Consider the following 13,606-nt stretch of genomic DNA (forward strand, 5'->3'; position numbering starts at 1 on the left):
CGGTTCCGCTCTAGAACAAAATCACGCAGTGAAGCCCGGCCGCCGACCTGGCTTCACTGCATGCCGCGCCTTACGTCGCCGGACCGGCAAGGATCGGCGTCTGGATGACGCCCGTCAGGCTTTCCTGCGGCAGGGCCATGATCGCCGGCTCGTCGAAGATGTCGCCCATGGCCGACGGAACTCCGGTCTTCTGCAGTTCCTCGAGGAACTTGCGGTGTACGCGCGGATCCTGATCCTCGTATTCGATCTGCCGTCCACCGTCCTTGACCGAAGTCGCACCGCCGCCTTCCGCACTCTTGCGGCGCAGCGAGATGAACGGGTAACGCCGGCTGCCGAGGCTGCAGGCGACGTAGCGCGCCGGCTGATCGCAGGTGTTGAAATGCTGATGGTACATCCAGAACGGCGGCGTATACATGAAGCCGTGGCGCCACGGAATTTCCTTGAACTCGGAGTCTCCCTCGTACCACATCAGCGAGTATCCCTCGCCGTCAACCGCGTGCACGTGCGTTCCGGCGGCGTGGCGGTGGGCCTTCTTGTAGCGGCCGACCGGCATCTGCGAAACGTGGGAATGCATCGTTCCGTCAGCCAGCACGAAATTGACGTTGAGCGATCCCTTGCCGCGTCCCTCGAATTCATAGAGCTTGAAGCTCGTCAGATCGTGGACGAAGTTGGTTTCCCAGATGTTCTGCACCTTTCGCGCCGATTCCAAGCCATAGGAATAAAGTGCGCCCTCGCCTTCGAAATGCTTGGCCTGGCCGATGCGGTCCTTGAAGGCGAAGTCATTGTCGAAGACGAAATCGAGGTTGTGATAGAGATTGATGGTCAGCGGCGCATTGTTCGTGCAGGAGAGACGCACCGTATCGACACCGGAACCGTTGTTGAACTGGTAGAGGCAGTTCAACGGGATCGCAAAGAGCGCCTTCGGCCCCCATTCGAAGGTGCGGACCTCGCCGTTCGGGAGCCATACGGTCGTCGACCCATAGCCTGACAGGACATAGAAGAACGCTTCATAGAGGTGCTTCACAGGGCGCGTCTTGCGGCCAGGCAACACTTCGATGACGTAGTTCGCCATGAAGTCGCCCATACCATGGGTATGCGCGAAGCAGCCGCGTGCATCGTAGCGGTCCCACGGCCCGGTTTCCAGCGCAAGCAGATCGTGCCCGAGATCGAAATGGATCGGGATACCCTCGCCCTTGGACCAATCCTTATAGGGATCGACAAGGAATTTGGTGTTGCCGGGATCCGGCACCGCAACCGGTTCACCACTGAGCGGCGTTGTATCGACTGTACTGGCCATCTGGTTCACTTTCATTTCGCTTTGTCGTTCCGCATTCGGCACGAACTATGAGTCTTTTGTGCCGGCATCGGTAGCGTGTTTTCGGAAAAGGCGTTTTCCCGACGCTATGCTCCCATGCCGGTCGCCCCTGGCCTCCGAAAGGACGAATTGCCGCCAAGCGAGGCCGCCTTCAGTAGCCGCGGGGGACAATCATGGGAGCGCTCAGGACGGGCCTCGCTGCAAGGCGGCGCACCGCGGCGGCGGTGAGCCCGCTGTTCGCCGAGGTCGAAGGCCGAAACCGTGAAGCCGACGACGCCGATTTTCATTTCCACATCAGCATTTGTTGGCCGCGCCACAGCGACACGCCTCTTCCAGGACATGAAAACGCCTGCGCAAACCTTTGAATCACTGCATAATTTTTCCTTGAACTGGCTAGGTTCAAGGAATGGCACTGGCACATCACGCAAGGCGTCGATGGCGCGCATGTTCTGGCGCTGCCAGATGAACGGGCGGCGGCAAGACCGCCGCCCGCACAGCCGCAAGGCTCAGTTCCGCGACAAGAGAGCCTCTTTCAGAAACTCAACGATCTCGGGCGTCTGATCCAGTGCCGCCTTGACCGTTACCGCGACGTCGTCGCCGACCTTCGGATCCACCGGCAGGCTGAGAGACTTGGCCTTTTCCAGGAATTCCGGATCGGACGTGGCGGCAGTGTAGGCGTCGCGCAGTGCCTTCAACCGGTCTTCCGGAATTCCGTTCGGACCCGCCGTCAGGCGAGAAATGTTGCTTTGCGAGGCTACCAGCGCAATGACCTTCTTGGCATCTTCATCGTCGACCAGCGAGGCGAGCTGCGGCACGTCCGTCTCCGAACCGCCGATCTGGGCGATGATGCGGCCATTACCCTCATCGACGAACTGTTGGAACGAGGAACGCGAGGCAATGATCCCCTGCACTTCGCCACGTCGCAAGGCAAGTTGGTCGTCGCTGCCGTTGTAGCCGGAAACGATCTGGATCGGCAGATGGAGCGCGTTGACCAGCATCGTGGTCTCGATCGTCGAGGCGCTGCCGACACCGGCGGAAGCAAACCGGATCGGCTCCTTCAGAGCCTTGAGCTGCTCGTAGCTCTCGATGCCGGAATCCTTGCTCACGACGATGACGCGCGGGTCGGAGGCGACCTTTCCGATCCAGGACATGTCCGCGAGGTCGAACTTGATGCCGGGGTCACCGCCAAGCTGCCCGTAGATGAGGCCGGTGTTGAACGTACCGAATGTCAGGCCATCCGGCTCGGAAGCGTAGATATAGTTCGCTCCAATGAGGTGGCCGGCGCCGGGCATGTTCTGGACGACGAAGGTCGAGCCCGGCAGATACTTCTGCATGAACTGCGCCACGAGACGACCATTGGTGTCGTAGCCGCCGCCCGGTCCGGTCGCGACGATGTAGTTGACGGTCTTGCCGTTGAAGAACTCCTTGCCTTCCTGCGCCCAAGCGGCGGCCGTCGAGATCGTAAGCAAAGCCGCGGTCGCGCAAGCGGCCATGCGAATTGAATGCCATTTCATTGATTTTCCTCCCAGTTGAAGCTTGAAAATTCGATAGCGCGGGATGAGGAAAAGTGTGCGCGGTTTTCCGCCCGCATCCCGCTCTAACTTATTAGAATCGATCACATTTTATGACTTTTGGTCGGTTCGACCCAAAGCCATTGTGATCTGGTGCGCATCAGCCTTCGCTGAGCGCCTCTTTCAGTACGTTGATGACCTCCGGAGCCTGGTCCAAAGCCTTCTCGACCCGCGTTCCGACCTCGTCGCCGACTGCAGGATCGACGGGAAGGCCGAGTGCACGCGCTTTCTCGACGAATTCCGGATCGGTCGTAGCAGCCTTATAGGCGTCGCGGAGGGCCTTCAGGCGATCCTCGGGGATCCCGGCCGGGCCGGCGGAAAGCCGCGAGATCCCGCTCTGCGACTCGATCAGGCCGACGACTTGCTTTGCCGTGGCGTCGTCGACCATCGAAGCGAGTTGCGGTACGTCCGTTTCGGTGCCGCCAACTTGCGCGATGAAACGGCCCTTGCCCTCATCGACGAACTGCTGAAATTCCGACCGGGATCCGATCACGCCCTGAACCTCGCCGCGCATCATCGCGAGTTGGTCCTCGTTGCCATTATACCCGGAAACCACCTGGATCGGCAGTTTGAGCGCCTTGACGAACATCGTCGCCTCGATCATCGAGGCGCTGCCCTTTCCGGCGGTCGCGAATTTGATCGGCTCCTTCAGCGCCTTCAGCTGTTCGTAGCTTTCGATCCCGGATTCCTTGGTGACGAGAATGATGCGCGGGTCGGATGCGACCTTTCCGATCCAGGACATCTTCGTCAGGTCGAACTTGATGTTCTGGTCGCCGCTGAGCTGACCGTAGAGGAGTCCAGTGTTGAAGGTGCCGAAGGTCAGACCGTCCGGTTCGGAGGCATAGATATAGTTCGTGCCCAGCAGATGGCCTGCGCCAGGCATGTTCTGCACGACGAAGGTCGAGCCTGGCAGGTATTTCTGCATGTATTGCGCAACGAGACGTCCGTTGGTGTCGTAAACGCCGCCCGGCGCTGTGGCGACGATGTAGTTGACGGTCTTGCCGTTGAAGAACTCGACGCCGTCCTCGGCCAAGGCGAGACCGGGCCACAGTGCCGACAGGATCGCAGCACCCGATGCCGCGATGCGAAGTGTTTCAATTCCCATTAATTCCTCCCTTTGCCTTGCGGCGTAGGCTGCCCGCTCTTGCGGACACCTGGTTTCCGATAACGTCTGCAAGCGGCAAACCAACCCCGCTCACGGCGGCGCCGCCAACGTGAAGCCATCCTTGCAGTGCGTTTGGTGTTTCTTTTTTGGCGCGCGCCCCGGAAGGCGTGCATTTTTTCGAACCGCCTCCTCGCGGATCCTGATCAGGCTGCCCCGATCCCGATCGTCTGCACCAGCCAGGGCGTTACGAAGCCGGGATGGAGCTGGATGTGCAGGAGTGCGCCGAACATCAGGTAGAGCACCAGCGTAGCTGCAGCCGCCAACGAGAAGGCGAACCGCCACGACGCCTCGGCTTCCCGACGAAGGAACGTCAACAGCAAGACCGGCACGCTCACGTAAAACCCGAAGGTGAGGATCCCCGCGACAAAGGCCACGAAATAGATCCACATCAAGATCTCCTGCGAGACCGTGTGCGGCCCGAACTCCGGCAGTTCCGGCTCCAGACCGGCCTGCTGTGTCAGACCGGCGCGGGGTGCACCGTGGTATGCGCTTTTCGAGGACGGCATCAAATCGATGCCGATCTGGACGAGGCAGAGCGCGATGGCCGGCAGACCGACGATCAGGGGCATGAAGCGCGCCTTGGCTGGAAATTCCATCGAGAGGCCCACCATGACGATGAAGAAAGCGAGCATGACGATGGTGAGCCATGTGCTGAAGGAAAGGTTCTTCACGTGTTGATCTCCACGCTGGGCTGGCGGTTGCCGGGCCGGAAGTTACGGTAGAAAGCGTAGACCATCAGCGCGACGATCATGCTGATGAGAACCAGCGACATCGGGCGCAGGAAGAAGGAGTAACCCCACAGCTGCAGCGCCTGGTGCAGCGACGCTTCCGCTTGCCCGCCGAGAACCAGGCCGATGACGAAGGGCGAGCGCGGCCAGCCGGCCCGCTGGAAGCCGTAGCCGACCGCGCTGAAGAGCACGAGGACCACGAGATTCTGCCACTGCACATCGCTGACGAAGCAGCCGATCGTCACGAAGACGAGGATGAAGGGTGCCAGCATGCGGCCATTGACGAAGGTCAGAACCGCGAGCCAGCGACAGACGACGAGCAGCATTGCAACGGCAATGAGGTTGCCCACGACCAGCGCCCAGATCAGCGTCCAGACCAGATCGAGATGCTTGGTGACCATCATCGCGCCGGGCTGGATACCCAGGATGAGGAAGGCGCCAAGCAGCACGGCCATGCCGGAGCTGCCCGGGATGCCGAAGAAGAGGGTCGGCAGCAGCGAGCCGCCTTCCTTGCCGTTGCTGGCGGTCTCCGGGGCGATGACGCCCTCGATCGCGCCCTTGCCGAAACGCTCCGGCGTCTTCGAGCTCTGCACCGCATGGCCATAGCAGAGCCATGCCGCAGTCGAGCCGCCGAGACCGGGAATCATCCCGATGACCGAGCCGATGACCGAGGTGCGGACCACGAGCCACCAGTGACGCGGCACTTCCATCACGCCGGACAACAGTTGACGATACGAGAAGGCCTTGTCCATCGGCACGGCCGAGATCGAGCCGCCCTTAGTGGCCAGCGAAAGCATTTCCGGTACGGCGAACATGGCGAGCACCGCGGTGACGAGGCTGACGCCGTCCCACAGGAAGAGCATGTCGCCGGCATAGCGCGGCGTGCCGGTGATCGGATCCATGCCGATCGTCGACAGCATGAGGCCGTAGAAGCCGACGATCAGGCCTTTGACGATCTTGCTGCCGCTTGCCAGGAACGCAATGAAACTGATGCCGAGAAGGGCGATCAGGAAGAACTCGGCGGGGCTGAACATCAGGATGACCGGTTCCAGCACCGGAATCATGATCGCAAAAACGACCGCACCGATGATGCCGCCGACACCGGAGGCCGTAATACTAGCACCGAGCGCGCGCGCCGCCTGCCCCTGCTTGGCGAGTGGATAGCCGTCAAGCGTGGTTGCCGCGTCGTCACCGTCACCGGGGATGCCGAACATGATGCTCGATATCTGGCCGCTGGTGCCGTTGACGGCATGCATGGTCAGCAGGAAAACGGCGCCCGCCACCATGTCCATGCCATAGACGAAGGGAATCGCCATGGCGATGGAGAGCTTGCCTCCGATCCCAGGCGTCACGCCGACGAGCAGTCCGAAGACGACCGCGATCAGCATGAGACCCATTGTGTGAGGGGTGCTCACAAGATTGAAGAGCGCCCCGAACATAGTCTCGATCATTTCTGGTTCCAATCCTCCCGTAGAATGGAGTGCCCGCCGATCAAATCGCGGCTCCATCGGGCAATCACTTGCGAACTCCTCCTGTAGACAGGGCGATTGCCATCATTCGCGCTGACCCCTGCCTATTGCGTGGTTTCATTAGTGCCATCGCTGCGACCTTTGTCCAAAGCAAAAAATTATGCTTAGTCCAACGATTTTCGCGCGGACAGAATTTTGGAGGCAGGATCGAGGGTTCCGTGGCAGCCTCGCGCAATCACACGTTTATGCGCTTGATATCACGGTTATTTGCCTTCTTTAGAAAGTAATAATCCACATTGTACCGGCCATTCGACCGTCTCTTTGGTTGTGACGCGGTCCAGGCGAGCCAGGCTTTAACCGGCGCATTCGACGGACATGTTTTACCCACGCGGATCGCGCCGATAAATTTTTCTTACTACGCAGCTAAGACGAAATGGCATGGACTTTCCGTGGCTTACACCACTAGCATACCGATGCTCACAGGCGCGCAAGGCAAGCGCGCCGCGCCAATCGCACCTCTATTCAATTGCTCTCTCCACGGCTTCGGACTGCCGAGGGGAGGTTGCGGCTATCGGAGTACCAATGGACAAACCTGTCGGCGACATCGGCATGGAGAGGGACGAGGATGTGACCTCTCTTGCCCTGCTCGCTTCGTTTCTGCGGCTCGGCGCCTCCTCTTTCGGAGGCGGCATGGCCGGCTGGACCCATCGCGAGATCGTCGAACGGCGCGGCTGGTTGACCGACGACGAATTCCTCAAGACACTGACGGTAGCCCAGGTCATGCCGGGCGCCAATCCGGTCAATCTCGCCGTCTATATCGGCCTTAAACTGCGCGGCGTTGCCGGCGCCTGTATCGCGCTCTTCGGCATGGTGCTGCCCGCCTTCGCGGTGATTCTGGCCATGAGCGTCACCTATCAGCAACTCAAGTCCCATCCGGAGGCGCAGGCGGTGCTGCGGGGACTCGCCTGTGTTGGCATCGCCTCGTCGTTAACGATGGGAATCAAAACCGCCCGCCGGCTCCACCGACATGCATTGCCCATTCTGATGGCGCTCGCCGTTTTCCTGATGGTTGGCGTCATGCGCTGGTCGCTCGTTGCCGTCGTTGCGGGCAGCATTCCCGTCAGCGTGGCCGCGACGTTCTGGGTCGAACGGGAGAAATCGCGTGGTTGACGAAAAGCTGCTCAATCTAATTCTCCTCTGCATTCCGCTGTCGCTGGTTTCCTTTGGCGGCGGCCAGACGATCGTGGCGAGCCTCCAGCATCAGACCGTCGATGTCCTGCATCTGCTGAACGGCCCGCAGTTTACCGATCTCTATGCTATTTCGCGCGCGGCTCCCGGCCCCGGCACCTTGATCGTGGCGCTGATCGGATGGGAGGTCAGCGGCCTGTGGGGCGCGATCCTCGCAACGCTCGCGATATTCATTCCCTCGTCCATCCTGCTCTGCATCCTGGGCAGCTATTGGCAGCGCCATCGCCGCTCGGCCTGGGCGATTGCCGCGGAGAAGGGCCTCGCCCCAGTCGCCGTCGGCCTGATTTTCGCCGGCGTTTTTGCGGTCGCCCAGTCGGCCAGGTTCACGCCGCTCGAACTGGCAACATCCCTTGGTGCGGGTGCCGTCCTGCTGACGACAAAGACCGGCCCCTATCCTGTCCTCGCCGTCGTGGGTGTCAGCTATTTTCTGCTGAGCCTCGGCGGAATGGCCTGAACTCCAGCGCAAGCCCATCCATTCGGGTGCCGCGGCCTCACCGGCTGCGGTCGAGGCCGCGCGTCCTCCGGGTGCCGTTCCCTCACCCCGAACGTGACGAAAGATAAAAATCTGCGGGGCGCGATTGACCAGAGGGTGATTCACAGTATGATACTTAAATCAGAACATTGTTCCGCATAAAGGAACATGTAACGGGAGGACAAGAACGCAAATGGCCGAACCATTGGTTTTGCGGACCGCGGTCGGGAAACACGACCACGTCAAGCCCCTGAAGGATGGCAGGGTGCGATCGAGCCGGGTAACACTCGAGTTCCAGGAATTCGATCCGCTGCCCAAGGCGTTCCGCACGATGGTGCGCGGTGGCGATCTCGATCTTTCCGAAATGGCGATCGTTACGCATCTCTTGGCGCATCACTACGGGAAGCCGATCACCGGCCTTGCGGTGCCGCTCTGGAGCCGGCTGCCGCATACCAACCTCGTCTGTACCGTCGATTCGAAGATCGAAGGGCCGCGTGACCTGGAAAACACAAAGGTCGGCGTGCGCGCCTATGCACAGACGTCCGGCGTCTGGGTCCGTGGCATCCTGCAGCATGAATACGGCGTCGACCTCAACAGCATCACCTGGGTCACCATGGAGGATGCGCACTTAAGCGAATACGACGACCCGGCCATCGCGGTACGCAATCGTTCGGAGATGGCGCTGCGGCCGCTGATGCTTGCAGGCGAACTTTCCGCGATCATGGGTGAGCGCGAGGTGGATCCGGCAGGGATCCGCAGTGTCATCCCCAATGCCGAGAAGGCTGCGAAGGACTGGATTGCTTCGACCGGCATCGTTCCGATCAACCACGTGTTGACGGTCAAGACTGCTCTTATGGAAGAGCACCCGTGGCTTGCCGGCGAGCTGATGGAGTTGTTCGACGAGGCGCGACGCGTCGCCGAGGCCGACGGCGCAGCACCGCCTCCGCCTTATGGGCTTGAGGAAAACCGCCGATCGCTGCAGCTCGCCTTTGCCTATTCGGCCGAGCAGCAGATCACGCCCCGCGTCTATGACGTGGACGAACTTTTCCCTTCGATTTGACGCTTGAGGACGTGGCGGACGACGTCCGCCTTCGCCCATAGCAGCACAAGGATGCCGCCATGATCATCGACATTCACGGACACTATACGACGGAGCCGCAGGCGCTCCACCAGTTCAGAGACAAGCAGCTCGCGGGTCTTGCAGACCCGATGCGCCGGCCGCTCGCGTCGGACCTCGGCATCACCGACGAGGTGCTGCTGAAATCGGTCGAACCGCAGCTCAAGTTCCAGAAGGAGCGCGGAAGCGATCTGACGATCTTCTCGCCGCGCGCCGCCGGCATGGCCCACCACGTCGGAACCGAGGCCATCAGCAAGCAATGGTCGGCGATGTCGAACGACCTGATCTATCGGATCTGCAGCCTGCTGCCCGACAATTTCGCCGCCGTCGGGCAATTGCCGCAGCATCCTGGTGCGCCGCCAAAGAACTGCATTCCCGAGCTTGAGCGCATCGTCAACGAACTCGGTTTCGTCGGCGTCAATCTCAATCCCGATCCGTCGGGCGGCTACTGGACCGATCCGCCGCTCACCGACCGGCAGTGGTACCCTCTCTACGAGAAGCTCTGCGAGCTCGAGGTACCGGCGATGATCCATGTCACATCGTCATGCAATCCGTGTTTCCACCACACCGGCGCGCATTACATCAACGGCGATACCACCGCCTTCATGCAGTTGATTCAGGGCGACCTCTTCAAGGATTTCCCGACGCTGAAGTTCGTCATTCCGCACGGAGGCGGCGCGGTGCCGTTCCATTGGGGGCGCTATCGCGGGCTTGCGCAGGAGATGAAGAAGCCGCTGCTCTCGGAGCACCTTCTGAACAACGTCTTCTTCGATACCTGCGTCTATCACTATCCGGGCATCGAACTGATGGCCAAGGTCATCCCGGTCGACAACATTCTCTTTGCGTCCGAGATGCTCGGCGCCGTCAAGGGCATCGATCCGGAAACCGGGCACCACTACGACGACACGAAGCGTTACATCGACCAGCTTGAAACGCTCGACGAGGAAAGCCGCTATAAGATCTTCGAAGGCAACGCCCGGCGCGTCTATCCGCGGCTCGATGCCCACCTCGCAAAGCGCGGGCGGCCTGCGCGGGCGGCGTGACACGTCATGGGAGGCGCTTCACCCATCATCGACCGCTGTCCGCCGGCCCAAAGCTCGGTCGCTTCAGCAGCAGGACGCGTCGTCGTCCGAGATGATCGCGTTCTTCATCCAGGACGGCGGCAAATCGTCCTCCCGAACTTCGACGGCACGTTTGAAGACCTTGAACTGGTGGCGCCGGTCAGGCGCCGTCCAGAAGGCGACCACCGTTTCGAGCGGCGGGCACCCCGGCAGACCGCAGGCAATTTCGGACACCATGATCGCGACATCGTCGGCAAGCGCGAAACGCTCGCGCGTCCAGGCCTTCACCTGGCGGATGGCGGCGAGATGTTCGGGTTTCGGAGCGGCGGTCTTCAGCATGATTTTGAACCAGTCGCGCCGGCGCCAAGGCCTGGGGCGATCGCTCTCTACATAGGGCGCCGCGGTCGCGCCTGTCAAAAACGAATTCGGAAAAACCAGCCGGACCGGAATGCCATGCCATGCATCCGGCCGGGCCGACAGTACTCGAAAGGAACAAAGATATGACGGAACAGGTCCTCGCGGCGGTCCGCACCGGTCCGGGCAAGATGGAAATGCGGGAATTTCCCATGCCCGACATCCCGGAGGATGCGGCACTTCTGAAGATGGAAGTGGCCGGCATCTGCGGCACGGACGTAAAGCTCTTCAAGAGCCCGCCGAACAATGCGCCCACCATCATGGGCCACGAGAACATCGGCTATATCGCCAAGGCCGGCCGCGAGTTCACCCGTCGCAAGGGCTTCAAGGAAGGCGACCTCGTCTTCGTCGAGCACTATGTCATGTGCGGCAAATGCCAATGGTGTCACCAGGGACAGTATCGCCACTGCGAGAATACCGACTGGCGTAATAATCCAGATGGCATCCGTTACGGCTACACCTCGGCCGAACGCGCACCGCACCTGTGGGGCGGTTTCGCCCAATATGTCTACCTGCCGTGGAATGCCGTCGTGCACCGCGTGCCGAAGGGCGTGACGCCGGAGCTTGCGGGTCTCGTCACGCCGATGGCGAACGGGGTTGAGTGGTCGCTCTTCGACGCAGGCGTCGGCTACAACTCCACCGTCCTCATTCAAGGGCCGGGCCAACAGGGTCTGTCGCAGACAGTCGTCTGCAAGCAGGCAGGCGCATCGCTGATCATCGTCACCGGCACCTCCAAGGACGCGGCCCGCCTGGAGGTCGCGAAGACCCTTGGCGCTGACTACGTCATCGACGTGCAGAAGGAGGATCCGCTTCAACGCATCATGGAGATCACCGGCGGCAAGGGTGTCGACATCTCGCTCGACTGCACGGCCGGCGCCGGCACGATCCCGATCCTTCTCGGTGTCGAGGCACTGAAGCGAAAGGCGGGCACCATTCTCGTGCAGGGCGAGATGAAGGAGTTCCCGAACTTCCCGCTCGAGAAGGTGACGACGAAGGCGATCACCATCAAGAGCGCGCGCGGTCACAGCTATCTTGCCTGCGAGCTGGCGCTCGAGCAGATCGCATCGAACCGCTTCCCGCTCGAAAAGATCACCACGCACCGCTTCGGCCTCAAGGACGCCGACCTGGCAATCAAGTCCGTCGGTGGACAGGGCGTGCCGGATGTCATTCACGCATCGCTGATGCCGTGGATGTGAGCAACAGCGTCGAGGGAGGAACAGGAAGATGACACTGGGTTTCAGGATCCTTGAGCGCCGCCAGCGCGTCAGCATGGCGATGGTCGAAAAATTTCGCGACTTGCCGGTCGCCAACGTCAGCGACGTCATGTCCCGCATGACGGCGGGCGGGGCAGCCCTCAGGCCGCTCCACGCCTCGGGCGTGCTCGCCGGCGCGGCATTCACGGTGAAGACGCGGCCGGGCGATAATCTGATGATCCACAAGGCGCTGCTAATGGCCGGTCCCGGCGACGTCATCGTGGTAGATGCCGGCGGGGACCTCACCAATGCTCTCGTCGGCGAGCTCATGCTCTCCCACGCAAGGGCGATCGGCGTCACCGGGGTCGTGATCAATGGCGCCGTCAGGGACTATGGCTGGATCAAGACCAATACCTTCCCGGTCTTCGCTGCCGGCATCACCCATCGCGGTCCCTACAAGGACGGGCCGGGCGAGATCAATGTCCCGATCTCCCTTGGCGGAATGATCATCGAGCCGGGCGATCTGATGCTCGGCGATGACGACGGCCTCGTCTGCGTACCGTTCGACCAGGTCGAGGAAGTCTACGCCCAGGCAAAAGGCAAGAATGAAGCGGAGGCGAAAACGCTCGCCAACACGCTCGCCGGCAAGCTCGACCCCAAGCTCTGGGTAGACGAAAGCCTGAAGAAGCTCGGCTGCGAGGGCGTCTAGAGCCAGATAAGTGTGAGCGGTTTTCCGCTCTACCTTATCGGAATAGGTCACTGATTTGGGTCGATCCGACCGAAATCAGTGATCTGGTGCGCCCTGCCGGGCGCGACACGTTCAGGAGCCGCTTGGTCCGACGCGTCACCGTGCCTTCCAAAAGGCACGGTCCGCGAGCGCGCGTATGCCAAGCGGCTTTGAAAAGGATGATGCGCCGTTTCGAGGAGGAATGAACATGGCAATGACAACGATCGACGGCATCGCGACACGCTACGAGGTACTGGGCTCGGGGCCACCGCTGCTGATGTATTCGCCCGGAGGTTTCGATGCGACCATCGAGAAATGGCGGACGCAGGGTATCTATGCCGAAATCCAGTTCCTGGAACAGCTGCCTCAACATTTTACCTGCATTACTTTCGACCGGCGCGAGACCGGCCAGTCAGGCGGCCGCGTCGAGCGGGTAACCTGGTCGGACTACGTCAGGCAGGGCAAGGGCCTGCTCGACCATCTCGGCATCGACAAGGCCTATCTGATGGGCGGCTGCATGGGCTGCAGCGTCGTCGCAGCCTTTGCGGCCGAGCTTCCCGAATCCGTGCTCGGCATGGTGCTCTTCTGGCCCGTCGGCGGCGCGCGTTATCGCATTGCTGGCCATCAGCGCTTCGCCGAGCACCTGGCTTTTGTCCACCAGAATGGCCTGGAGGCGGTCGTCGCACTGGCGAAAGAGAGCAACAAGGCCTTCGGCGCCGATCCTCGCGGCGGCCCATGGGTCTCGGTTCTCAGGCACGATCCGGAGTTCACGGACCGCTATGTCCGGCAGAATGTCGATCACTACAAGGCGATCCTGGCGGGCATGCCGAGAACGCTGCTCGACAGGGATACCTCGCCCGGCGCCGAACCGGAAGATCTGTTGCGCCTGAACATCCCGACGCTGATCATTCCGGGCGCCGACGCCTCCCACGCGACATCGGCCGCACGGTATCTCCAGGAGTGCATCCCCGGATCGCAATACTGGGACGTCCCCGTCTCGGAGCAAACATCCGCCGCCACCAACGCGCGCGTGATCGAATTCCTCCGCCAGACGGAAGAGTCGCGCAACACACCGCCGCGCGTCTGATCAGACGCGCAAAGCTCACTGCGGCACTTTTAACTGCTG

13 protein-coding genes are annotated in these 13,606 nt (G+C 61.4%); 7 read left to right on the forward strand and 6 right to left on the reverse strand.

The window, feature by feature from the left end:
- Window positions 1-70: 70 nt before the first annotated feature.
- The 5 genes from FKV68_RS29430 to FKV68_RS29450 all read right to left on the reverse strand — a co-directional run bounded on the left by FKV68_RS29430 (window position 71) and on the right by FKV68_RS29450 (window position 6,230).
- A complete protein-coding gene (locus FKV68_RS29430; protein WP_209647266.1) occupies window positions 71-1,297 on the reverse strand; it encodes a cupin domain-containing protein in 1,227 nt (408 codons plus the stop codon).
- 524 nt (window positions 1,298-1,821) lie between these two features.
- Window positions 1,822-2,829 carry a Bug family tripartite tricarboxylate transporter substrate binding protein gene (locus tag FKV68_RS29435; protein ID WP_180942457.1) on the reverse strand — a complete coding sequence of 336 codons (1,008 nt, stop codon included), beginning with the start codon at window positions 2,827-2,829 and terminating at the stop codon, window positions 1,822-1,824.
- 157 nt (window positions 2,830-2,986) lie between these two features.
- A complete protein-coding gene (locus tag FKV68_RS29440) occupies window positions 2,987-3,991 on the reverse strand; it encodes a Bug family tripartite tricarboxylate transporter substrate binding protein (RefSeq protein WP_180942458.1) in 1,005 nt (334 codons plus the stop codon).
- A 203-nt stretch (window positions 3,992-4,194) separates the two neighbouring features.
- Entirely contained in the window at window positions 4,195-4,722 is a 528-nt protein-coding gene (locus FKV68_RS29445) for a tripartite tricarboxylate transporter TctB family protein (RefSeq protein ID WP_180942459.1), read from the reverse strand.
- A complete protein-coding gene (locus tag FKV68_RS29450; RefSeq protein ID WP_180942460.1) occupies window positions 4,719-6,230 on the reverse strand; it encodes a tripartite tricarboxylate transporter permease in 1,512 nt (503 codons plus the stop codon). The genes FKV68_RS29445 and FKV68_RS29450 overlap by 4 nt, the downstream gene beginning before the upstream one ends.
- A 600-nt stretch (window positions 6,231-6,830) precedes the next feature.
- Here FKV68_RS29450 and FKV68_RS29455 point away from each other — a divergent pair.
- The 4 genes from FKV68_RS29455 (at window position 6,831) to FKV68_RS29470 (ending at window position 10,128) form a co-directional block, all read left to right on the forward strand.
- A complete protein-coding gene (locus FKV68_RS29455) occupies window positions 6,831-7,418 on the forward strand; it encodes a chromate transporter (protein ID WP_180942461.1) in 588 nt (195 codons plus the stop codon).
- Window positions 7,411-7,950: a chromate transporter gene (locus FKV68_RS29460; protein WP_180942462.1), complete on the forward strand. Its 540-nt coding sequence runs from the start codon at window positions 7,411-7,413 to the stop codon at window positions 7,948-7,950. Before FKV68_RS29455 ends, FKV68_RS29460 begins: the two co-directional genes overlap by 8 nt.
- A 211-nt stretch (window positions 7,951-8,161) precedes the next feature.
- Window positions 8,162-9,028 carry a substrate-binding domain-containing protein gene (locus FKV68_RS29465; RefSeq protein ID WP_180942463.1) on the forward strand — a complete coding sequence of 289 codons (867 nt, stop codon included), beginning with the start codon at window positions 8,162-8,164 and terminating at the stop codon, window positions 9,026-9,028.
- 59 nt (window positions 9,029-9,087) lie between these two features.
- On the forward strand, window positions 9,088-10,128 hold the full coding sequence (locus FKV68_RS29470) for an amidohydrolase family protein (protein ID WP_180942464.1): 1,041 nt from the start codon (window positions 9,088-9,090) through the stop codon (window positions 10,126-10,128).
- A gap of 63 nt (window positions 10,129-10,191) precedes the next feature.
- Here FKV68_RS29470 and FKV68_RS29475 read toward each other — a convergent pair whose 3' ends face one another.
- Window positions 10,192-10,485, reverse strand: a complete 294-nt coding sequence (locus tag FKV68_RS29475) for a hypothetical protein (protein WP_180942465.1) — start codon at window positions 10,483-10,485, stop codon at window positions 10,192-10,194.
- Window positions 10,486-10,646: 161 nt separating this feature from the next.
- Between FKV68_RS29475 and FKV68_RS29480 the strand changes: the two genes are divergently transcribed.
- The 3 genes from FKV68_RS29480 to FKV68_RS29490 all read left to right on the forward strand — a co-directional run bounded on the left by FKV68_RS29480 (window position 10,647) and on the right by FKV68_RS29490 (window position 13,567).
- Window positions 10,647-11,756: a zinc-dependent alcohol dehydrogenase gene (locus FKV68_RS29480; protein ID WP_180942466.1), complete on the forward strand. Its 1,110-nt coding sequence runs from the start codon at window positions 10,647-10,649 to the stop codon at window positions 11,754-11,756.
- A 28-nt stretch (window positions 11,757-11,784) separates the two neighbouring features.
- Window positions 11,785-12,462 carry an RraA family protein gene (locus tag FKV68_RS29485; RefSeq protein WP_180942467.1) on the forward strand — a complete coding sequence of 226 codons (678 nt, stop codon included), beginning with the start codon at window positions 11,785-11,787 and terminating at the stop codon, window positions 12,460-12,462.
- Between the two features lie 226 nt (window positions 12,463-12,688).
- Window positions 12,689-13,567: an alpha/beta fold hydrolase gene (locus FKV68_RS29490; protein ID WP_180942468.1), complete on the forward strand. Its 879-nt coding sequence runs from the start codon at window positions 12,689-12,691 to the stop codon at window positions 13,565-13,567.
- Window positions 13,568-13,606: the final 39 nt, after the last annotated feature.

Source organism: Sinorhizobium mexicanum (genome assembly GCF_013488225.1).
Classification (GTDB): domain Bacteria; phylum Pseudomonadota; class Alphaproteobacteria; order Rhizobiales; family Rhizobiaceae; genus Sinorhizobium; species Sinorhizobium mexicanum.